This is a genomic window from Bacillus sp. TE8-1 (genome assembly GCF_008368855.1).
Lineage (GTDB): Bacteria > Bacillota > Bacilli > Bacillales > Bacillaceae_G > Bacillus_A > Bacillus_A cereus.
The window spans coordinates 25,610-45,684 of sequence record NZ_QPET01000011.1 but is presented as its reverse complement, the minus strand read 5'-3'; the positions used below and the strand labels follow the sequence as shown (position 1 = coordinate 45,684).

The window sequence follows — 20,075 nt, the reverse complement described above, 5'->3', positions numbered from 1 at the left end:
GAACTTCTTTTTATTTCAATAGTTTTGAGTTGAATTTGTAACATGATAATAAATTTTTTTCATATTTAAAGTTCATTTCAAAATATCTTCCGTCGAGTTGGCAGGGCATGTTATTTGACGATTACTTTGCCTGCCATTCCTTTAAGAAGATGGTATCGACATATTAATTCATATGTACCAGTATTTTTAGGTTTCACGGTAATATTCTTTTCTTTTCCTGACTCGATTACGACGTCAATGCCGAGTTTTTTCACTGTAAAGGTGTGCTCGTTTTTACCTTTATTTTTCAATAGTAATGTTGTTGATCCTTCAAGCGGAATCGTGATAACATTTGGATTAAAGTAATCATCATTTAGTTCAACCTCAATCACTTTCGTTAAATCGGTGGGGGGTGTTACGACAGTAACTGAGGCAAATACATGGGAGGATCCTAAAGACATCCACCATACAATCATTACAAGCAAACTGCTGAATCGAAATAACCACCTGTTCATAGACATCTGCAATTCTCCTTTGTTAAGTACTTTCCTCAATTAACCTGCATCATTAGTTTAAGAGTTATACTATACAGTTAAATGGATTACAGAAAAAATTAACTTGGACTTTTTTAGCATGCGTTGAAAAAACATGTATCTTTTCAGGATTGAATTCTCCATAAAAACTGTATAGCATATATACTCTCGTGTTAAATTTCATATACCGTAATAAGAATAAAAAATTATTTTTTCAAAAAAATGTAGTAATTCCTTTTTGTAGTTTGCTATAATTAGTTCGAATGTGGGCAGTATCAGAGCGAACTGCACCATGATTCGAAGTCATACGAAAAATAATAACTTGGATTCTGCCTTGATCCAATAACGGACTGGGACAGAGGGATGAATAATGCCGACTAACACACAACCCTTCTGCCCTTTTATGGTCAGAGGGGTTTTTTATATGATTTCGGCCATCTCCTCTCTCCTGCATAAAGGAGGAGTAGTTTTTGAAAACAAAAACAGATTTTTTGAAGATGAAAGAGCAAGGTGAGCCGATTACAATGCTAACGGCGTATGATTATCCATCTGCTAAATTAGCAGAAGAAGCTGAAGTTGATATGATTCTAGTTGGAGATTCTCTTGGAATGGTTGTACTCGGATACGATTCAACAGTACCTGTAACAGTAGAGGATATGATTCATCATACGAAAGCTGTACGCCGTGGAGCGAAAGAGACGTTTATTGTAACTGATATGCCATTTATGTCGTATCACGTATCATTACAAGAAACGATGGTGAATGCACGTCGCATCGTTCAAGAGAGCGGGGCACACGCACTGAAGGTAGAAGGTGCTGGAGAAGTTATATCGACGATTCAATATTTGACGAACGCAGGAATTCCTGTTGTAGCGCATTTAGGTTTAACCCCTCAATCTGTAGGAGTGTTGGGTGGATATAAAGTGCAAGGAAAAGATGCGGAGAGTGCAAAAAAATTAATAGAAGATGCAAAGAAATGTGAAGAAGCTGGTGCAATAGCGCTTGTGTTAGAATGTGTACCAATGCAGTTAGCAGAACTTATTTCAGAGCAACTAACAATACCAACAATTGGGATTGGTGCAGGACAAAAAGTAGATGGGCAAGTGCTTGTTTATCATGATCTTATCTCATACGGCGTAAATCGTGTTCCGAAATTTGTGAAGCAATATACGTCTGTTCAAGAGGAGATTGTGCGTGGGATTTCACAATATGTTACTGAAGTAAAGACAAGGCAATTTCCTGAAGAAAAACATTCGTTCACAATGAAAGAGGAAGAATGCTTAGCGTTATACGGAGGAAAACAATAATGAAAATCGTAACTACAGTGCAAGAGATGCAGCAAATTACAAGCGAACTTCGTGCAAGTGGAAAGAGTATTGGTTTTGTTCCAACAATGGGTTATTTACATGAAGGTCATGCTACTTTATTACGTAAGGCAAGAGAAGAAAATGAAATTGTAGTTTTAAGTGTATTTGTAAACCCACTACAATTCGGCCCAAATGAAGATTTAGATCGATATCCTCGTGATATTGATAGAGATGAAAATGTAGCAAAAGAAAACGGTGTAGATTATTTATTTTATCCGAGTGTAGAAGAAATGTATCCAGCAGAACAAACAATAACAGTAGAAGTTGTGAAGCGCACGGACGTATTATGCGGTCAACAAAGACCTGGTCATTTCGCTGGTGTTGCAACTGTACTGATGAAACTATTTAATATTACGGTGCCAACGCGTGCTTATTTCGGTATGAAAGATGCTCAACAAGTTGCAGTAATTGAAGGATTTGTAACTGATTTCAATATTCCAGTTACAATCGTACCAGTTGATATTGTAAGGGAAGAAGATGGTTTAGCGAAAAGTTCTCGTAACGTGTACCTATCACAAGATGAACGTGAAGAAGCTCTTCATTTATACCGCAGCCTATGTATAGCGAAAGAAAGAATTGAGGCAGGTGAACGTAATCCGGAAATCATTACAAATCTTGTGAAAGATTATATTGAGACGCATACGAAAGGCACTGTAGATTATGCGGATTTATATGCATATCCGTCATTAACAATGGTAGAGAAAGTCGAAGGAAGAATCATTTTAGCTATTGCAGTTAAGTTTGAAAATGTAAGATTAATTGACAATATAACATTAACGGTTAAATAAGGGGGAGCATCTATGTTTCGCACAATGATGAGAGCAAAGTTACATCGTGCAACTGTAACGGAGGCAAATTTAAATTATGTAGGTAGTATTACAATTGATGAAGACTTAATGGATGCAGTAAATATTGTAGAAAACGAAAAAGTCCAAATTGTAAATAATAATAATGGTGCTCGCTTAGAGACATACGTTATTAAAGGGGAACGCGGTAGTGGTGTTGTTTGTTTAAACGGTGCTGCGGCAAGACTTGTACAACCAGGGGACAAAGTAATTATTATTTGTTATGGGCTAGTTACGGAAGAAGAGATTCATACACAAGAACCAAAAATTGCAGTACTAGACGATAATAATCAAATTATTGAAATGTTAGGTGCTGAAAAAGCGGGTACGATATTATAAGTAGAAAGGCTATCTCCATTGCGGAGATAGCTTTTTTGTGCATCTTTTCATTAAGATGAGATAAAACGTGGTATAGTAACATTATATAAATTATTGTTGTTTGAAAGGTAAGAAATTGAGGTGTTACATATATGAGTAAGCGTTATGTCGTTGTTGATTTAGAGACGACAGGGAACTCCTGGAAAGATGGGAAGGATAAAATTACCCAAATTGCAGCTGTTGTAGTAGAAGATGGAGAGATATTGGAGATTTTTTCATCTTTTGTTAACCCAAAGAGAGAGATCCCACCATTTATTACAGAATTAACAGGGATTGATGAAAGTCTTGTAAAACAAGCCCCGTTATTTCAAGATGTAGCCCCGATGATTGTTGAGCTATTACAAGGTGCGGCTTTCGTTGCGCATAATGTTCACTTTGATTGGAATTTTTTAAATGAAGAATTAAGGCAAGCTGGATATACAGAAATACATTGTCCGAAAATCGACACGGTTGAATTGGCTCAAATTCTTTTGCCGACAGCCGATAGTTATAAATTACGTGATTTAGCTAAGAAACATGAACTAGAGCACGATCAACCACATCGTGCGGATAGTGATGCTCTTGCAACAGCGGAATTATTTTTACAATTTTTAAATGAAATTGAAAAGTTACCACTTGTCACGTTGCAATCGCTTTATGAATTAAGTGATGTGTTCCAAAGCGATATAGCTGATGTGCTTTCTGAAAATATTTTAAAGAAAGTAATGCACGGTAAAGAAGATATAACGGAGTATGAAATACATCGAAATATTGCGCTGAAAAAGCGGAACTATTCCTTAAACCTTGGAGAAACGTGTTCATCAAAGTTTGATGCTTTCTTGAATAAAACGATGGATAAATTGGAATCACATATGCCAAAGTTTGAAAGAAGAGAAAGTCAACAACTGATGATGAAAGAGATATATACGGCGTTAAGAGATTCTCGTTTTTCACTAATTGAAGCCGGTACAGGAACAGGAAAGACTCTCGCTTATTTGCTTCCTAGTCTTTATTTTGCAAAGAGAAAAGAAGAACCTGTCATTATAAGTACACAAACGGTACAACTCCAACAACAAATATTAGAAAAAGAAATTCCGTTATTACAAAAAATAATGCCATTTTCATTTGAGGCAGCTCTTCTAAAAGGAAGAAAGCATTATTTATGCTTACATAAATTTGAGTATGCTTTGCAAGAGGAAGAAAAAAATTATGATATGGCACTTACAAAGGCGAAGATTTTAGTTTGGCTATTGCAAACTGAAACAGGTGATCGAGACGAATTAAATATTCCTGAGGGCGGAAAGTTACTTTGGAATCGTATTTGTAGCGATGCGTATAGTCCAGGCGGTATGCAAAGTAATTGGTTTAGTCGTTGTTTTTACCAGCGAGCGAAGAATAAAGCTTTATTTGCAGATATCGTTATTACAAATCATGCGTTATTATTTCAAGATTTTTCAAGTGAAGAACCGTTGTTCGCTTCATGCGAACATATTATTTTTGATGAAGCTCACCATATTGAAGAAGCCGCGAGTAGAACATTGGGTGAACAGTTCTCTTGTATGTATTTTCAATTGGTTATATCTCGTCTTGGGACACTAGAAACAGAAGATGTACTCTCCAAAGTATATAAAATGATGAAAAAATCAGAGCAAGCATCTCGTTCAACTTTCCGTATGATAAGTTATAGTTTGAAGGAACTTAAGTTTGATGCGGATGAACTCTTCCAAATGTTACGTACTTTTATATTTAAACAAACAAAGCAAGAGCAAGGAACGAATAATATGCCGCTCATCTATAGGTATAACGCAGAACTAGAAAAAGGTAAGTTGTGGGATAGTATCGTCGAATTAACAAATCGTTTTATATATGAATTAAGAAGGGTAGTAACTGCTCTTGAGAAGCAAGTGGATATATTGCAAAGTAAGTTAGAATGGGAGATGCATGTTGTAACAGGTGAATTTATGCATTTAATTGAGTTGCTGAGAAAGATGGCAGAATCATTACAGTTACTCGTATTAGAAAAGAATTCGTATGTAACTTGGATGGAGACTGAAACGAAAGGGACGATTCATTCAACAGTTCTATATGCACAGCCTGTTCATATTGGTGAAAGATTTGCTGATGAATTTTTAACAGAAAAAAAGAGTGTTATTTTTACATCCGCAACACTAACAGTTAACGATACGTTTGATTATATAAAAGAGGAACTTGGTTTACATGATTTCGCTCCAAATACTTTAAAGGTTCCGTCGCCATTTCGTTATGATGAACAGATGAAATTAATGGTGTCAACGGATGTACCTTTTATTAAGCAAGTAAGTAATGAGCGATATATTGAATCTGTATCGGAACATATTGCAAAGATAGCGAAAGCCACAAAAGGCAGAATGCTCGTTTTATTCACTTCGTATGAAATGTTAAAAGAAGCGTATGCGAATTTAAAAAATAATGATGAATTAGAGGGGTATTTATTACTGACCCAAAGTGTGAATAATAGAAGTCGAAGCCGCTTAATTCGAAAGTTTCAAGAATTCGACAAATCAATTTTATTAGGGACGAGCAGTTTCTGGGAAGGAATAGATATTCCAGGAGATGCCTTAAGTTGTCTTGTTATAGTCCGTCTACCATTTACACCTCCTCATCAGCCGATGATGGAAGCGAAAGGTGAGTGGCTAAAAAATCAAGGTGAAGATGTATTTGCTAAATTAGCGCTTCCACAAGCAATATTACGTTTCAAACAAGGATTCGGCCGCTTAATTCGAACGAATACAGATACAGGAACGGTAGTAGTGTTAGATCGTCGTTTGACGAGTTCTTCCTATGGAAAACGATTTCTACAATCGATTCCTAACGTACCTCTTTATGAAGGACCATTAGAAGGATTGTTAGTACAATTAGAAGAACCACCAAATGAATAAAAATGGAAGAAAAATACGCCTGAAGTACTTATAAACTTCAGGCGTAAAAAATGTGGGTAGGAGGAATTTTATTTTTCTTACTTCTTGTATACAAAATGTGTTGGTTTTCGACTTGAAACCTTTTTTTGCTGTACATGTCCTGCTATAATAGATGGGTGATGAAGCAGGGGTTATAAAGAATGTACTCTTATTGTAACCGCATTGCGTTCTTCTATAATTAGAAATTTTTGTGTAACGGAGGAGTTTTTTCATGGAGAAGAAAATCGAAGTACTATCAACGACGCGTATTAAATATTCGTCGGATTTGTATAAAATTGTTGATAGTTTAAATCGTACGTTAAAAGAGCAGGACCTCATGTTCGGACTAGCATTAGACGAAAAAGATAAAGAAACAGCTGTATTTACGATTTACAGAACGTAGTGATACAATGAAAAAGTGGATCTTTGCAATCATTATTGTTATCGTTGCTAGCGGAATATATGGGGCGTATGTTTATAATAAAGCGATGGGAAAGAAAATTCCAAAAGAGTCGAAATTTGTAGAAATTGCTAAAGAAAAAGCAAAGCTTACAAAGGTGAAATCTGTTGATTATTACAACGGAAAATCTGCATATATAGTCGTGCAAGGTACAGATGAAAAGGGAGAACAACTTATCGTTTGGGTGCCTGAGAAAAAAGGGGATACTGTAGTAAGGAAAAAGAGCGAAGGTATTTCTGAAAAAGAGGCTATACAAAGAACAATAGAGCAAGTCGGCAATGAAAGTAAGGAATCAAAAAGTAAGCCGAAAGAGATTATGAAAGTGAAATTAGGCTTTGAAAATGATGTACCACTATGGGAAGTTACATATATTGATGATGACAATCGTTATAGTTATTACTATCTTGAATTTAAAGATGGAAAATTTTTAAGACGATATAGCATTGAAAAATAGATGTAGGGGGAACTACAAATGAAATTAGCAAAGCGAGTAGCTGCTTTAACACCGTCTTCAACTTTAGAAATTACAGCAAAGGCACAAGCATTAAAAGCAGAGGGTCATGATGTAATTGCATTAGGGGCAGGGGAACCTGACTTTAATACACCAGAGCATATTATGGATGCTGCACATAAAGCGATGTTAGAAGGGCATACGAAGTATACACCAACAGGTGGATTACAATCGTTAAAACAAGAAATTGTGAAGAAATTTACTCGCGATCAAGGTATTGCGTATGATCCATCTGAAATTATTGTATGTAATGGTGCAAAGCATGCATTGTATACATTATTCCAAGTATTACTTGATGAAGGAGATGAAGTTATCATCCCAACTCCTTACTGGGTAAGCTATCCAGAGCAGGTAAAGCTTGCTGGCGGTAAGCCGGTTTATGTAGAAGGTTTAGAAGACAATGAGTACAAAATTACAGCAAAGCAGCTGCGTGAGGCAATTACAGAGAAAACGAAAGCAGTTATTATTAATTCACCGAGCAATCCAACAGGAATGATTTATAGCAAAGAAGAATTACAACAGCTTGGAGAAGTATGTTTAGAACATGATATTTTAATCGTTTCTGATGAAATTTATGAAAAATTAATTTATGGTGGCGTAGAATATACTTCAATTGCCCAGCTTTCTAATGCATTAAAAGAACAAACACTTATTATTAATGGTGTATCTAAATCTCATTCTATGACAGGATGGCGTATTGGATATGCTGCAGGAAATAAGCAGCTTATTAAAGCGATGACGAACTTAGCGAGTCATAGTACGTCAAACCCTACTTCAATCGCTCAATACGGCGCAATTGCGGCATATGCAGGCTCACAAGAACCTGTGGAAACAATGCGTCAAGCCTTTGAAGAGAGATTAAACATTATTTATGATAAATTAATTCAAATCCCTGGCTTTACTTGCATTAAACCGCAAGGTGCATTTTACTTATTCCCTAACGTAAAAGAAGCTGTAGCTTTATCAGGATATGCAACAGTTGATGATTGGGCAAAAGCTCTATTAGAAGAGGAAAAAGTGGCTCTTGTACCAGGTACAGGATTTGGTGCTCCAAATAATGTTCGCTTATCATATGCGACATCTCTTGAACAAGTAGAGAAAGCATTAGAGCGTATCCATACATTTATGAAAAGTAAAGTGCAAGCTTAATTTTATATTTCATTCATGTAATATAAAAAACCTCCCCATTAATAGGGAGGTTTTTTTGACGAATTGTGGCAAAAAGAAATAGCTAAAGGTGTGTTATACTAGAGAGCGAGGTGTTTGGTGATGAAAAAGAAAATGATGTTACAGTGGTTTGAGCAGGGAAGCATTGCAATTCCAAAATTACTTATGATGCATTATAAAAAATTAGGTTTAAATGAGACGGAATTTATGGTCGTACTTCATGTACACACATTTTTAGAATCAGGTAATTCGTTTCCGACTCCTTCAGAGATTTCTGAACGGATGACGATAACGGAAATGAAATGTATGGAAGTAATTCAAGCATTGATTCAAAAAGGGTTTTTATCACTAGAAGGTGGACAAAGATCAGAAGCGATGATGTGCGAAAGTTATTCTTTACAACCGTTATGGGAAAAAATATTACATTTCTTAATGGATGAATCGATAGAGGAAGAGCAAAAAGAAAAAAAACAGCTGCAAGTAAATTTATATACAGTATTTGAAAAAGAATTTGGAAGACCACTTTCGCCGTTCGAATGTGAAACGTTAGGAATGTGGGAGGACCAAGATCAACATCATCCCAATTTAATTCAAGCGGCTCTTAGAGAAGCTGTAATGAGTGGAAAACTAAATTTCCGATATATTGATCGTATTTTATTTGAATGGAAAAAGAATGGAATTAAAACGGTAGATCAGGCTCAAAATCAAGGTCAAAAATTTAGAGCGAATCAACAAAGAGCACAACAAATGACAAAACAAGAGACGAAATTTACTGGAAAAGTGCCTTTTTATAATTGGTTGGAGCAGTAATATAGGAGGAAGTATATGTTAAATAAAACGCAAATTCGCTATTGTTTAGACACAATGGCGGATATGTATCCAGAAGCACATTGTGAATTAATTCATGAGAATCCTTTTGAATTAGTAATCGCGGTAGCACTATCTGCACAATGTACAGATGCACTTGTAAATAAAGTGACGAAAAATTTATTTCAAAAATATAAAACACCAGAAGATTATTTAAGTGTATCTTTGGAAGAGTTACAACAAGATATACGTTCTATTGGGTTGTATAGAAATAAAGCAAAAAACATTCAAAAATTGTGTCAGATGTTGCTGGATGATTACAATGGAAAAGTTCCAGAAGACCGTGACGAGTTGACGAAATTACCAGGAGTAGGGAGAAAAACAGCAAATGTAGTTGTTTCGGTAGCGTATGGCATCCCGGCAATTGCTGTTGATACGCATGTAGAAAGAGTGAGCAAACGGTTAGCGATTTGTAGATGGAAAGATTCGGTGTTAGAAGTAGAAAAAACATTAATGAAGAAAGTACCGATGGATGAGTGGGGAGTTACACATCATCGTATGATTTTCTTTGGACGTTATCACTGTAAAGCACAACGACCGCAATGTGAGGAGTGCAGACTGTTAGAAGTATGTCGTGAAGGAAAGAAGCGAATGAAGGTGAAATAAAGGATGGAGCGAGTTATAGAAATACCGAAAGAATTTCACTGTTTACCATTTTTTAAAGAAAGTGTAAATTTAGTTAAGTATCATACAGACAATTCTTTTGAAGAGATAATACAAAATACTTACTTTATATTTGATATTGAAAGACAGTATGAGCCGTGGAAGGAAATTGAAAACAGCATTCCAGCGATGTTGAATGTATGGAAAAATAAGCATGAAGACATTGCTATACTGTTTCGAAATAGAAATAAGCAAGAGGCTGAGGGACCAATGATTCTTTTTGCAGCTCACTTGTTATCGGTTGTCTATTGGCTAAATGAACAACCTGTTCATAGTTTGAATGAAATGCAAATAAATACGAATAAATTAAAAGTGCAACCTGTTAATTTTATGGAAAGATATTCATTCATTATAAAGAAACCGAGTAATTATCATTCTTATATTCAATTAGCGCAGTTGTATATCGAAATAGAAAAGCTGTATGTAAAGAAAATGATAACAAAAAAGAAGTCCGCTTCTCGTTAAGAGAAACGGACTTCTTTTTTGTATATTAGGACTCTGTTGTAACAACAGCACCGTCTGCGTGAGGTGTATCTCCTCCGGTATTTTGGTGTTGCTGTTCTTGTTGTTTCTTAGCCTCTTCTTCAGCTTTTTTCTTGGCCTCTTCTTCAGCTTTCTTCTTAGCTTCTTCTTCAGCTTTTTTCTTAGCTTCTTCTTCAGCTTTTCTTCTAGCTTCCTCATCAGCTTTCTTTTGAGCTTCTTCTTGCTGTTTACGTTGTTGTTCTTGCTGTTGTTCTTGTTGTTTCTTAGCCTCTTCTTCAGCCTTTTTCTTAGCTTCGTCTTGTTTTACTTTATCTTCATTAGCCTTTTTCTGGGCTTCTTCATCAGCTTTTTTCTTAGCTTCTTCATCGGCCTTTTTCTTAGCCTCTTCTTCAGCTTTTTTCGCATCTGGAGTTCCGCCAGGCGCAGTGAAGGATGCACCAACTGCTGGGCTTGTTCCAGTGCCTTTTTTCGCTACTACAGAGAAGCTGTAAGTAACACCTGGTTTAATACCACCAAGAGTAGCTGTCGTACCACTTATTGATAGGCTACCACTTGAACCATCAGTTGCTTTATAGCTGGCTGCATATGCATCGACTTCTGCTGGTCCAGACCAGTTTAGTGTAACTGTGCTAGCGCCATCAAAAGTGACATTCAGACCACTAGGGGCATCTACTTTAATTTGTTTAATTGCATCTTTTTTCGCACCTTTTACGTATAATTCTCCGTTTATTTCTTGTACAGAAGAAGGACGTTCAAAGCGTGATTTATCTGTAGCGAATTTGCTCATCATTACTTGGAACATTTGCTGTGCAATTTTAGTATAACGATCACTAATGTAGTTTTCTGGACCATTCTTTACGTAACCCGTCCATACAGCCATCGTATATTGTGGTGTATATCCAGCGAACCAGCTATCCCTGTTTGCATCAGCTGGAATGCCGTATTTCTTTAAATCTTTTGCATCAAAGTTTTGCGTTCCAGTTTTACCCGCTACGTCAACACCTGAAACATATGCTGTTGGTCCTGTACCACCAGAACCAGGTTTTACTACGTCACGAAGAACGTCAGTTACCATGTAAGCTGTATAGTCTTGCATAGCGCGTTGTTCTTTCGGTTTAAAGCTTTTCTTTTTCCCGTCCGGGAAGGTTACTTCTTTTACGAAATGTGGTTTATTATAGTTACCACCATTACCGAAGGTTGCATATGCACCTGCTACTGCTAATGGAGAACTATCGTTACTACCAATTGCAGTAGATTCATGTACTCCATTTTCAAATGTCATGCCTAAACCTTCAGCAAACTCTTTTGATTTATTAAGTCCAACTGTTTGAGCTGTCTTTAAAGCCGGGATGTTTAATGACTTCTTCAATGCTTCACGAAGTGAAACGTCACCTTTAAAACTCCCTGTAGCATTTTTAATCTTTGTGCCATCCGAATAAGTATATTCAGAGTCATTTAATTGATGGTAAGTAGACCATTGAAGATTCTCAATCGCTGGACCGTAGTCGAAAATTGGTTTCATTGTTGAACCAACTTGGCGTTTTAAATCAGTTGCCATATTATGACCTTTGAAAGTGGACTTATTTTCTTTACGTCCAGCACCAATTGCTCGAACTTCTCCAGATTGTGTATCCATAAATACGAATGATCCTTGGAATTGATCGTTTGGATACTTAATAAGATTACTATCCATAATTTTTTCAGCGTAATCTTGAGCATCTTGATCAAGTGTTGTATGAATCGTTAAACCATCTGAACCGATATTTACATCAGGATATTCTTTTTCAACTTCTTTTACAACCGCATCTAAAAATGCTTGATACTTCATCTCAGTTACTTCTGAAGACGGTTGAAGGCCCTCAGTTACTGGGATCTTAACGGCGTTATTCATTTCTTCTTTTGTTATATAACCATGTCGATTCATTAATGATAATACGACATTACGACGATTTGTTGCTCGTTCAACATTTTCCTTTTTTGTTGGATCATAAATGTTTGGACCTTGGGGTAAACCAGCGAGCATAGCAGCTTCATGTAATTGCAAGTCTTTTAAATCTTTACCATAATATTTTTGCGCTGCTGTCGCAATACCGTATGAACGGTTACCCAAATTAATCTTATTTAAGTACATTTCTAAAATCTCATGTTTAGAGTATTGTTGCTCTAATTTGTAAGATAAGTACCATTCTTGTACTTTTCTTTTAGCAGTTTTGTCCATCGTTAGAAAGTAGTTTTTAACGACTTGCTGTGTAATCGTACTACCACCTTGGGAACCGAAACCACCAGTGACATTTTCCATAACTGCTTTTGTAGTTCGTTTAAAATCAATTCCATTATGATCATAGAAACGCGAATCCTCAGTTGCAAGGAATGCATTTTCAACTACTTTTGGAATTTGATCATAAGTAACGTGTGTTCGTTTTTCAGCACCGTATTCATAGAAGAAATTCCCGTTTTTATCAAGAAACTTTGTTGATAAAGGATTAACAAGTTTGGCTTTGTCTAATTTTGGAGCATCCTTTACCATAACAAAGAAAGCGGAAACGCCGGCTACAAGACCAACGATACCAAGAAGTAGACAACCTATAAGAAATTTCTTGAAAAAGGAGCCTTTTTTCTTTGGTTTTTCTTCTTTATGTGTTTTTTTTTCTTGATTTTTCACATGATTTCGTTCTGTACGAGAACGATAATTATCTGACATTATACTTTCTCCTACCTTTCATTCTCTCCCCCAAAAGTCGAAAAAAGAGCCTTAGTGATGACTCTATCACGAAAAATAAACCATGTCTAGTACACGGATATAGTCAATCCGAGGGTGATAACCGCATGATAATAAGGATCCATGCTCTTCTATTTCTTCTTTCGTAATCGACTTGCGTCCACCAGTATTTTGACGATTCCAAAATGCAATAATATGTTTTGCATCTAGTAAATAAAATTCATCAAAAAGTGTAAATTTAATAATAACAAATGCAATTCCATTATGAGCAACCACTTGCTTCATATGTTCAATTTGATGAAGGTGGAAGTTTTGAAGTGGGAAACTAGTTTTATTTTTTGTTTCCTTTGCTTCAAAATCGATGTATTTCCCTTTGTATACACCGTTGTAATCTGTTGTAGAAGGTTGTTTAAAATACGCTTCTTTTACCACTGCAGCACTTCGAGCGGGGTAATCTACTTTTACAATTTGAAGAGGTGTAGGCTTTTTATGTACACATGCAATATTATGGGTTAAGTAATATTGATTTGTTTCATTCAATTCCTCTTCAAGGGACATACCTCTATTACTATAAGTATGTGTTTTTATAGGTGTTTTTTGAGGTTGTGAAGCTTGATTATACCTTTTTCCATTTGGGTAACGAATGGTCATAGTGTGTCCACCCCCAACTTGCTAAGAATTACTTACAAAGGTGATTATATCAAAAAATGAAAAAAGATGTGACCTTTTTGATGAAAGGTATGATGACTTATTTATGTTTACATGGAATGATTATATGAAAATGAAACAAAATCGAGAAAAAAATTTTTGTACAGAGGAAGAAAAAGCAATCATTCACAATATTAAAAAGAAAACAGAAATAGCTAATGTGGACAATATTTCTCGGACACAATCTTATCAAGAATATTATGTAAGAAATAGTGAAATCAGGTGGGCCTTTTTAGCGAGTATGGTTTCGAGAAATGCGGGCTGGAATATGACTGATTTAGAAGGGAGATATTATGCTACTGTTTTACCTAGAACGGTAAAAAAACATTTATTTATTCTGTACGAACAGGCTAATTGGATTATTTTTTTAGATGCATTTCCTCAGCTATTATTGTATGAGGAAAGTAAGAAGAGACGTGCACCTCTCTTTCATTTGTTGCAATATTTCAACGTATCAATTTTTATGGAAAAAGAATGGTTACTTTTCTGGGAAAGAAGAGATATGAATAGGCTTATGACAGCGCTTATTATAAATGAACAAAATAAAATTCAAAAACCAGTCATTGAGAACACATATTTTAAAAAACATGTATTCCATACTGCACTTTTTAAAGTACAAGAAAGACTTCATATTAGTGCAGTTATCTTCCCAACAATTGAAGGGAGAATGTATGGATTTTCGGTTTATCAATTTGAAACGTTACAACAGCGTATAGAACTAGGAAAAAAATTAGCATGGTTATTGTTTCATCCAATTTATAATGGTTCGTTTTATAAGTTTGCATTGCAAACTACACATACTGGGTCTAGAGAAGATTATGAAGTTTACGCAAAGGAAACTCGAAAGTCTTATACGCCAACACTTAGAGATATTTATCCTGTTATTTTACATGAAGAAATAAAAATGAGAGATTGGTTTTGTGCAAATATGAAAATGAATGTGCTATTTGTACCTGAAGAACCTAAAGGGGAAGTTAATATAACAGAATGGTATAGAAGAAAGAGAGAACAAATCTATAGGCTATCTATCGCAAATCGTTTTGCTAAAAGGATGGATGAGTTCATGATATAATAAAAAAGAAGTCCCGTCTTCCATTTTGAAGACGGGACTTCTTAATTTGAAACAATCCTGCTATGTGTGCTACAACTTTAATCTCAAAACGTAATGCTAGTAGGAGATTAAGGGTGACTTGAAATTTAACTGTTCGTAATAAAGTCTCGCTTTATGTAGCAGGGAAGTTTGGACCATCTAGCTTTGGATTGCCAGTCTCGGGTTTATTTTGTTGTTTGTTTTGGTTTTTCTTTTTTTCATTTTTGTTCTTTGCCATTGTAATACACCTCCTTTTTGTATTGTTACCATTTCTATAAATGACATACGAAATGATTTCTTTGACGAATAACAACTAGTTTTGTCATGTGGGCAGGAGTGGTGAATCATTCGGCGAAATTACATGACAAAGGAAAAGCAAAGAAGGAGGCGTTTTGTATATGGCGATGGTTCAGAAGGAAGATGTAATGAAAAAAATGGATCAAATGTTAAGTTCTCTCGATTTGCTGGAAATGAATATAGGGATTAGAATGAATCATGCATTAAAGGATGCGAGTGAAAAAATATGCAATAAGATAGAAATAACAGAAATGCATATTGAACATATGGAAAATAAATTAGTGCATCACGAAGAGAAAGGGAATTGGGTAAAGACATTTCAAAACGTCGTAGTGAGTGCATAATAAGGTGGGAAAGAAATGAAGAATGAAGCATTAATACAGTCTTCAGAAAAACTCATGCAGTATAATAATGAAGCGAATGTAAAAAAGAGAGAACTAACCGAATACGACTTTTATAAGGATATGAAACCGTTTGTAGATATGGTAGATGAGGAATTAAAGAAGTGGAAAGAATTAGCTTATAAGTGGATTAAAGAAGAAAAGCCAAAATATATACATGTACAGCAAATTGATCAAGTATATGATAATTTACAAACGAATGTGTTGCAATGCTTTGTAAATAAAGGTAAAGGTAAACGATTCTTTGAAACACACCAAGCCATTTCGTATACTTTGCAAAATATAGTTGAGCAATGTAAATAACAAGAGGGAGAGCCCTCTTGTTATTTTTATGCTTCTGTCATTGTTGTAGGTTTTGTTGCGCCGTTTATTTCTAATTCTTTTATTAATGTTCGATAATCTGATATGCATATTTTTCCTTCGAGATACCAATGTCTCGCAAAGTCTAATAATTCATTTGCATTCTCTGTGCAATACCCCTTTTTTTGAGAAAACGCTTGTTTTAAATCCCCTAATACCATGTTGATTCCTCCCCCATGAGAATCTTCTTCTTTATTATCATAGCATGGAAGGGTTTTCTTTTTTAATTTTTTAAAAATTTAAACTTCCGACAAAAATAGACAGATACTCCATCACACATATTATTTTATAGGTACATATTATATATGTAGAAACTTATGTGAAGGAGGAGAGAATGCATGTTTCAACAACCTAACTTATATCAGCAAACGAATCCATATGCACAGCAAAATATGTACCAATATAATACGGATACATATTTACGGTATAATATGTATCCTTTCGAGCCTCATTATGGAAATCAAAATTATTATCAACCGTTTGAAGTGTCCTTTATGAATCAAGCTCAACAACCACAACAGCAGCAACCTTATGTGAATCAAGCTCAACAACCACAACAGCAGCAACCTTATGTGAATCAAGCTCAACAATCACAAGCTCAGCAACCATACATGAATCAACCACAGCAGCAGCCTTATATGAATTCGCAATATTATATGCCACCACCATCGCCGTATGCTAATCAACAAGCGATGTTTTATCCACCAAAACAACCGTACCCGACGCAGGGTAAGCAAAAGCAACAACAGCCAAGTCAGTTTTCTAGTTTTGTTTCTCAATTTAAAACATCAGATGGTAACTATGATGTAAATAAAATGATGAATACAGCTGGACAAATGATGAATGCGATGAATCAAGTGACAGGTATTGTAAAGCAAGTTGGAGGCTTTTTTGGTAAGTGATGTTGAAGGATTGTCTATAAAAACAATATAAATGAAATAAAGGACTAGACAAATTTCCTTGTAATAAATGGGTATATATAACAAACGGCTTTCTCTCTTTTCTCATACTGTAAAGTGTAATCAGATTTTTTTAACGAGAGAGGAGAGAAAAAACTATGCATCATTGTCATCCTTGCTTTGGAGGGCATAAGCCTACAGGACCTATTTGTACGACTGCTCCTGTCATTCATCCGACGAAACAATGCGTAACACACTCTTTTTCAACAACGGTGGTGCCACACATTTTCCCAACACATACAACACATGTACATCATCAACAAATTAAAAACCAAAACTTCTTCCCGCAAACAAATTCAAATGTAAATGTTGTGGACCCAATCGACCCAGGATTCGGTGGCGGATGTGGACCGTGTGGCCATGGTCATCATCATCACCACCACGGTCATCAAATATCTCCATTTGGGCCAGGACCGAATGTATCACCGTTTGGACCAGGACCAAATGTATCACCGTTTTTACCAAACAATGTATCACCAGTAGGTCCAAATATCGGACCAAACGTTGGTGGAATATTTAAAAAGTAAATGATATGTTAGAACTAGCGAAATGCTAGTTCTTTTTTTGTAATTGGAGTGTTGATATGAAAGTTATTGCAGTAACAGGATATAAGCCATTTGAACTTGGAATATTTAAAAATGATCATCCAGGAGTAGAGTGTATAAAGAAAGCATTACACCGTAAATTACTCACTTTTGTAGAAGATGGTTTAGAATGGGTTATAATAAGCGGCCAATTAGGTGTAGAATTATGGGCTGCTGAAGTTGTTTTTGAAATGCAAGTAGAATATCCTGATTTAAAATTAGCGGTATTCACTCCGTTTTTAGAACAAGAAGAAAATTGGAAAGAAGATAATCGTGAATATTACGAATTTATTCTTTCTCAAGCAGACCATGTTGATAGTATCACGAAACGGAAGTATGAAAGCCCAGAGCAATTTAAATTAAAAAATCAATTTTTTATTGAAAAAAGTGATGCGCTTTTAGCGGTATACGATGAAGAAAAACCAGGAAGTCCCAAATATATTGTAGAATCAGCAAAGAAAAAAGGGGAAATAGAAAATTATCACAGTTATTTCATTCTTTTTTCTGATTTACAAGATATAATAGAAGAGGAACAGTGGAATAATGCAGAGTAATATGTAATATAGTACTCGTATATATGATTGACAAAAAGCATTGTTTCTGAAAAAATTTAGTTAATGAAAGTTTTGGTAAAAATTTGAGGTGAAGAAAATGATTTCGGATAAAATTAAATTAACAGCGAAAGATATTTTAGAAAAAGAATTTAAAACAGGTATGAGAGGTTATCAGCAAGAAGAAGTAGACAAGTTTCTTGATATGATCATTAAAGACTATGAAGCTTTCCACAAAGAGTTTGAGCAATTAAAGCAACAAAATGCTCGTTTAAAGCGTGAATTAGAGGAACAAAAACTAGCAGTAACGCAAGTTCCACAACAACCTGTACAAACACCAGTGGCACAACCGGTTTATAACAACACGAATACGGATATTTTAAAACGCTTATCTAACTTAGAAAAAGCTGTATTTGGAAGTAAGTTATACGAATGATGTAAGGTGGGAAAAGGTTTAAGCATTTTACATAGAAAAAAACGTTGCAAAATCTTTTTGTTTCCACTATACTAATGGATGTCATAACGTTTGGGTAATCGCTGCAACGCCAACGTTGTAGAGGAAAGTCCATGCTCGCACGGCCTGAGATGGCTGTAGTGTTCGTGCCTAGCCAATTCATAAGCTAGGGTATTCTGGCTGTAAGGCTGGTTTAACGGCAGGGAAAAAACCTAAGTCCTTTCGGATATGGTTTGACTACCTTTAAAGTGCCACAGTGACGAAGTCCTTGAAGAAATGATAGGAGTGGAACGAGGTAAACCCCACGAGCGAGAAACCCAAATAATGGTAGGGGAATCTTTTCCAAGGAAATGAACGACGGGAAAGGACAGGTTTTATAACCTGTAGATAGATGATTGCCACCGGAGTACGAGGCGTGGGCCGTTTGTAGTACAAAGGAACAGAACATGGCTTACAGAACGTTATGAACCAACTATGAAATAACTCAGCTCTCCTTTGTTAGAGGAGGGCTTTTTATTTGTATGAAGTTATAAAGTATGAGTTAAAATGGTTAATGAGAATATTTTTCGTAAAATGTAATAATTAATAGGACCAATTGCTATTAATTATTGTTTGAATATACATAAGAGGTGAATGCAAATGGGAAAAGTTACTTTAATTGCAACAGCGGCAATGGGTATTGAAGCGTTAGTTGCCCGAGAAGTTCGCGATCTTGGTTATGAATGTCAAGTAGAAAACAGCAAAGTAACATTTGAAGCAGATGAAAAGGCGATTTGTCGTACGAATTTATGGTTACGTACTGCAGACCGTGTAAAAATTAAAGTTGGCGAATTTAAAGCAACGACATTTGATGAGCTATTTGAAAAAACGAAAGCATTAAACTGGGGAGATTATATTCCAGAGAATGGCGAATTCCCTGTTATCGGTAAATCTTTAAAATCTGAATTATTCAGTGTTTCGGATTGCCAACGTATCGTTAAAAAAGCTGTCGTTGAAAAATTAAAAACAACATATAAACGTACAACTTGGTTTGAAGAAGATGGTCCGTTATTCCGTATTGAGATTGCAATGCTCAAGGATATTGCAACATTAACAATTGATGCGAGCGGTGTTGGACTTCATAAACGTGGATACCGTATGGATCAAGGGGAAGCTCCGTTAAAAGAAACATTAGCTGCGTCTTTAATTAAATTAACAAACTGGAAGCCAGATCGTCCATTTGTTGATCCATTCTGTGGATCAGGTACAATTCCGATTGAAGCAGCATTAATTGGACAAAACATTGCACCAGGATTTAACCGTGGTTTCGCATCTGACGAGTGGGGCTGGGTAGGTAAACAAAACTGGCGTGAAGCTCGTCAAGAAGCTGAAGATTTAGCGAACTATGATCAACGATTACAAATCATTGGATCAGATATTGATCATCGTATGATTCGAGTTGCTCAAGATAACGCAGAAGAAGTAGGCTTAGGCGATTTAATTACATTTAAACAAATGCAAGTAAAAGATTTCACAACAAAAGAGGATTATGGCTACGTTGTAACGAATCCTCCATACGGAGAACGTTTAAGTGAAAAAGCACTCGTTGAACAACTGTATAAAGAAATGGGACAAGTATTCCGCCCGTTAGATACATGGTCAGCGTATGTATTAACAAGCTACGAAGCATTTGAGAAGTGTTATGGAAAAGATGCGTCGAAGAAGCGTAAACTGTTTAACGGATTTATCCGTACAGATTACTACCAATACTTCGGAAAACGTCCACCGCGTAATTCATAGTATAA

The 20,075-nt window shown here is 35.6% G+C and carries 23 protein-coding genes and 1 other RNA gene; 19 read left to right on the top strand and 5 right to left on the bottom strand.

Features of this window, described 5'->3' with window-relative positions:
• Positions 1–110 precede the first annotated feature (110 nt).
• Entirely contained in the window at positions 111–500 is a 390-nt protein-coding gene (locus tag DN404_RS08470; RefSeq protein WP_000062388.1) for a cupredoxin domain-containing protein, read from the bottom strand.
• A 482-nt stretch (positions 501–982) separates the two neighbouring features.
• On the opposite strand from DN404_RS08470, the gene panB reads away from it, so the two are divergent.
• The 10 genes from panB (at position 983) to DN404_RS08420 (ending at position 10,150) form a co-directional block, all read left to right on the top strand.
• A complete protein-coding gene (panB, locus tag DN404_RS08465) occupies positions 983–1,819 on the top strand; it encodes a 3-methyl-2-oxobutanoate hydroxymethyltransferase (RefSeq protein ID WP_000851108.1) in 837 nt (278 codons plus the stop codon).
• Positions 1,819–2,667: a pantoate--beta-alanine ligase gene (gene panC, locus DN404_RS08460; RefSeq protein ID WP_149214974.1), complete on the top strand. Its 849-nt coding sequence runs from the start codon at positions 1,819–1,821 to the stop codon at positions 2,665–2,667. The genes panB and panC overlap by 1 nt, the downstream gene beginning before the upstream one ends.
• A 12-nt stretch (positions 2,668–2,679) precedes the next feature.
• The gene (gene panD / locus DN404_RS08455; RefSeq protein ID WP_000490184.1) at positions 2,680–3,063 is read left to right on the top strand and encodes an aspartate 1-decarboxylase; all 384 of its coding nucleotides are present in this window, start codon (positions 2,680–2,682) and stop codon (positions 3,061–3,063) included.
• Positions 3,064–3,194: 131 nt separating this feature from the next.
• Entirely contained in the window at positions 3,195–5,999 is a 2,805-nt protein-coding gene (gene dinG / locus DN404_RS08450; RefSeq protein WP_149214973.1) for an ATP-dependent DNA helicase DinG, read from the top strand.
• Positions 6,000–6,249: 250 nt separating this feature from the next.
• Entirely contained in the window at positions 6,250–6,420 is a 171-nt protein-coding gene (locus DN404_RS08445) for a YpmA family protein (protein WP_000412179.1), read from the top strand.
• A 7-nt stretch (positions 6,421–6,427) separates the two neighbouring features.
• Positions 6,428–6,931 (top strand): cell wall elongation regulator TseB-like domain-containing protein, encoded by a 504-nt coding sequence (locus DN404_RS08440; protein WP_000758739.1) that lies wholly within the window; start codon positions 6,428–6,430, stop codon positions 6,929–6,931.
• An 18-nt stretch (positions 6,932–6,949) separates the two neighbouring features.
• A complete protein-coding gene (gene aspB / locus DN404_RS08435) occupies positions 6,950–8,137 on the top strand; it encodes an aspartate transaminase AspB (protein ID WP_000761560.1) in 1,188 nt (395 codons plus the stop codon).
• Positions 8,138–8,257: 120 nt separating this feature from the next.
• Positions 8,258–8,965, top strand: a complete 708-nt coding sequence (gene dnaD, locus DN404_RS08430) for a DNA replication protein DnaD (protein WP_000728542.1) — start codon at positions 8,258–8,260, stop codon at positions 8,963–8,965.
• Positions 8,966–8,980: 15 nt separating this feature from the next.
• On the top strand, positions 8,981–9,628 hold the full coding sequence (gene nth, locus DN404_RS08425) for an endonuclease III (protein WP_000933030.1): 648 nt from the start codon (positions 8,981–8,983) through the stop codon (positions 9,626–9,628).
• Positions 9,629–9,631: 3 nt separating this feature from the next.
• Positions 9,632–10,150: a YpoC family protein gene (locus DN404_RS08420; RefSeq protein ID WP_016122187.1), complete on the top strand. Its 519-nt coding sequence runs from the start codon at positions 9,632–9,634 to the stop codon at positions 10,148–10,150.
• 25 nt (positions 10,151–10,175) lie between these two features.
• Here the strand turns inward: DN404_RS08420 and DN404_RS08415 are convergent, their stop codons facing one another.
• The gene (locus DN404_RS08415) at positions 10,176–12,869 is read right to left on the bottom strand and encodes a PBP1A family penicillin-binding protein (RefSeq protein ID WP_149214972.1); all 2,694 of its coding nucleotides are present in this window, start codon (positions 12,867–12,869) and stop codon (positions 10,176–10,178) included.
• Between the two features lie 66 nt (positions 12,870–12,935).
• Entirely contained in the window at positions 12,936–13,538 is a 603-nt protein-coding gene (gene recU, locus DN404_RS08410; RefSeq protein ID WP_000155598.1) for a Holliday junction resolvase RecU, read from the bottom strand.
• A 103-nt stretch (positions 13,539–13,641) separates the two neighbouring features.
• On the opposite strand from recU, the gene DN404_RS08405 reads away from it, so the two are divergent.
• Complete coding sequence (locus DN404_RS08405) at positions 13,642–14,667, top strand: DUF2515 domain-containing protein (protein ID WP_042866562.1); 1,026 nt, start codon at positions 13,642–13,644, stop codon at positions 14,665–14,667.
• Between the two features lie 151 nt (positions 14,668–14,818).
• On the opposite strand, the gene DN404_RS31305 is transcribed toward DN404_RS08405, so the two are convergent.
• Positions 14,819–14,998, bottom strand: a complete 180-nt coding sequence (locus tag DN404_RS31305; protein ID WP_001987054.1) for a hypothetical protein — start codon at positions 14,996–14,998, stop codon at positions 14,819–14,821.
• Between the two features lie 85 nt (positions 14,999–15,083).
• Between DN404_RS31305 and DN404_RS08400 the strand changes: the two genes are divergently transcribed.
• Both DN404_RS08400 and DN404_RS08395 read left to right on the top strand, forming a co-directional pair.
• A complete protein-coding gene (locus tag DN404_RS08400; RefSeq protein WP_001252036.1) occupies positions 15,084–15,326 on the top strand; it encodes a hypothetical protein in 243 nt (80 codons plus the stop codon).
• A gap of 15 nt (positions 15,327–15,341) precedes the next feature.
• A complete protein-coding gene (locus DN404_RS08395) occupies positions 15,342–15,686 on the top strand; it encodes a YppE family protein (protein WP_000786939.1) in 345 nt (114 codons plus the stop codon).
• Positions 15,687–15,712: 26 nt separating this feature from the next.
• On the opposite strand, the gene DN404_RS08390 is transcribed toward DN404_RS08395, so the two are convergent.
• A complete protein-coding gene (locus DN404_RS08390; RefSeq protein WP_000242652.1) occupies positions 15,713–15,904 on the bottom strand; it encodes a YppF family protein in 192 nt (63 codons plus the stop codon).
• Between the two features lie 177 nt (positions 15,905–16,081).
• Here DN404_RS08390 and DN404_RS08385 point away from each other — a divergent pair, with 177 nt between their 5' ends.
• From DN404_RS08385 to DN404_RS08360, 6 genes are all read left to right on the top strand, one after another.
• On the top strand, positions 16,082–16,645 hold the full coding sequence (locus tag DN404_RS08385) for a YppG family protein (RefSeq protein ID WP_149214971.1): 564 nt from the start codon (positions 16,082–16,084) through the stop codon (positions 16,643–16,645).
• A 155-nt stretch (positions 16,646–16,800) separates the two neighbouring features.
• On the top strand, positions 16,801–17,229 hold the full coding sequence (locus DN404_RS08380; RefSeq protein WP_000546270.1) for a CotD family spore coat protein: 429 nt from the start codon (positions 16,801–16,803) through the stop codon (positions 17,227–17,229).
• A 56-nt stretch (positions 17,230–17,285) separates the two neighbouring features.
• On the top strand, positions 17,286–17,840 hold the full coding sequence (locus DN404_RS08375; RefSeq protein WP_000862910.1) for an SLOG family protein: 555 nt from the start codon (positions 17,286–17,288) through the stop codon (positions 17,838–17,840).
• A gap of 97 nt (positions 17,841–17,937) precedes the next feature.
• On the top strand, positions 17,938–18,273 hold the full coding sequence (gpsB, locus tag DN404_RS08370; RefSeq protein WP_000622431.1) for a cell division regulator GpsB: 336 nt from the start codon (positions 17,938–17,940) through the stop codon (positions 18,271–18,273).
• Positions 18,274–18,359: 86 nt separating this feature from the next.
• Positions 18,360–18,750, top strand: an RNA gene (gene rnpB, locus DN404_RS08365) — RNase P RNA component class B.
• Between the two features lie 180 nt (positions 18,751–18,930).
• Positions 18,931–20,070: a THUMP domain-containing class I SAM-dependent RNA methyltransferase gene (locus DN404_RS08360; RefSeq protein WP_000521224.1), complete on the top strand. Its 1,140-nt coding sequence runs from the start codon at positions 18,931–18,933 to the stop codon at positions 20,068–20,070.
• Positions 20,071–20,075: the final 5 nt, after the last annotated feature.

What these genes read in the sequence shown, in the direction of transcription:
- DN404_RS08395 (WP_000786939.1), top strand. Translation starts at nt 15,342, where the DNA reads ATGAAGAATGAAGCATTAATACAGTCTTCAGAAAAACTCATGCAGTAT.
- aspB (WP_000761560.1), top strand. Translation starts at nt 6,950, where the DNA reads ATGAAATTAGCAAAGCGAGTAGCTGCTTTAACACCGTCTTCAACTTTA.
- dinG (WP_149214973.1), top strand. Translation starts at nt 3,195, where the DNA reads ATGAGTAAGCGTTATGTCGTTGTTGATTTAGAGACGACAGGGAACTCC.
- DN404_RS08400 (WP_001252036.1), top strand. Translation starts at nt 15,084, where the DNA reads ATGGCGATGGTTCAGAAGGAAGATGTAATGAAAAAAATGGATCAAATG.
- DN404_RS08445 (WP_000412179.1), top strand. Translation starts at nt 6,250, where the DNA reads ATGGAGAAGAAAATCGAAGTACTATCAACGACGCGTATTAAATATTCG.
- panD (WP_000490184.1), top strand. Translation starts at nt 2,680, where the DNA reads ATGTTTCGCACAATGATGAGAGCAAAGTTACATCGTGCAACTGTAACG.
- DN404_RS08390 (WP_000242652.1), bottom strand. Translation starts at nt 15,904, where the DNA reads ATGGTATTAGGGGATTTAAAACAAGCGTTTTCTCAAAAAAAGGGGTAT.
- nth (WP_000933030.1), top strand. Translation starts at nt 8,981, where the DNA reads ATGTTAAATAAAACGCAAATTCGCTATTGTTTAGACACAATGGCGGAT.
- DN404_RS08420 (WP_016122187.1), top strand. Translation starts at nt 9,632, where the DNA reads ATGGAGCGAGTTATAGAAATACCGAAAGAATTTCACTGTTTACCATTT.
- DN404_RS08405 (WP_042866562.1), top strand. Translation starts at nt 13,642, where the DNA reads ATGTTTACATGGAATGATTATATGAAAATGAAACAAAATCGAGAAAAA.
- DN404_RS08440 (WP_000758739.1), top strand. Translation starts at nt 6,428, where the DNA reads ATGAAAAAGTGGATCTTTGCAATCATTATTGTTATCGTTGCTAGCGGA.
- dnaD (WP_000728542.1), top strand. Translation starts at nt 8,258, where the DNA reads ATGAAAAAGAAAATGATGTTACAGTGGTTTGAGCAGGGAAGCATTGCA.
- DN404_RS08470 (WP_000062388.1), bottom strand. Translation starts at nt 500, where the DNA reads ATGTCTATGAACAGGTGGTTATTTCGATTCAGCAGTTTGCTTGTAATG.
- DN404_RS08360 (WP_000521224.1), top strand. Translation starts at nt 18,931, where the DNA reads ATGGGAAAAGTTACTTTAATTGCAACAGCGGCAATGGGTATTGAAGCG.
- panC (WP_149214974.1), top strand. Translation starts at nt 1,819, where the DNA reads ATGAAAATCGTAACTACAGTGCAAGAGATGCAGCAAATTACAAGCGAA.
- gpsB (WP_000622431.1), top strand. Translation starts at nt 17,938, where the DNA reads ATGATTTCGGATAAAATTAAATTAACAGCGAAAGATATTTTAGAAAAA.
- recU (WP_000155598.1), bottom strand. Translation starts at nt 13,538, where the DNA reads ATGACCATTCGTTACCCAAATGGAAAAAGGTATAATCAAGCTTCACAA.
- DN404_RS08415 (WP_149214972.1), bottom strand. Translation starts at nt 12,869, where the DNA reads ATGTCAGATAATTATCGTTCTCGTACAGAACGAAATCATGTGAAAAAT.
- DN404_RS08375 (WP_000862910.1), top strand. Translation starts at nt 17,286, where the DNA reads ATGAAAGTTATTGCAGTAACAGGATATAAGCCATTTGAACTTGGAATA.
- DN404_RS08380 (WP_000546270.1), top strand. Translation starts at nt 16,801, where the DNA reads ATGCATCATTGTCATCCTTGCTTTGGAGGGCATAAGCCTACAGGACCT.
- DN404_RS08385 (WP_149214971.1), top strand. Translation starts at nt 16,082, where the DNA reads ATGTTTCAACAACCTAACTTATATCAGCAAACGAATCCATATGCACAG.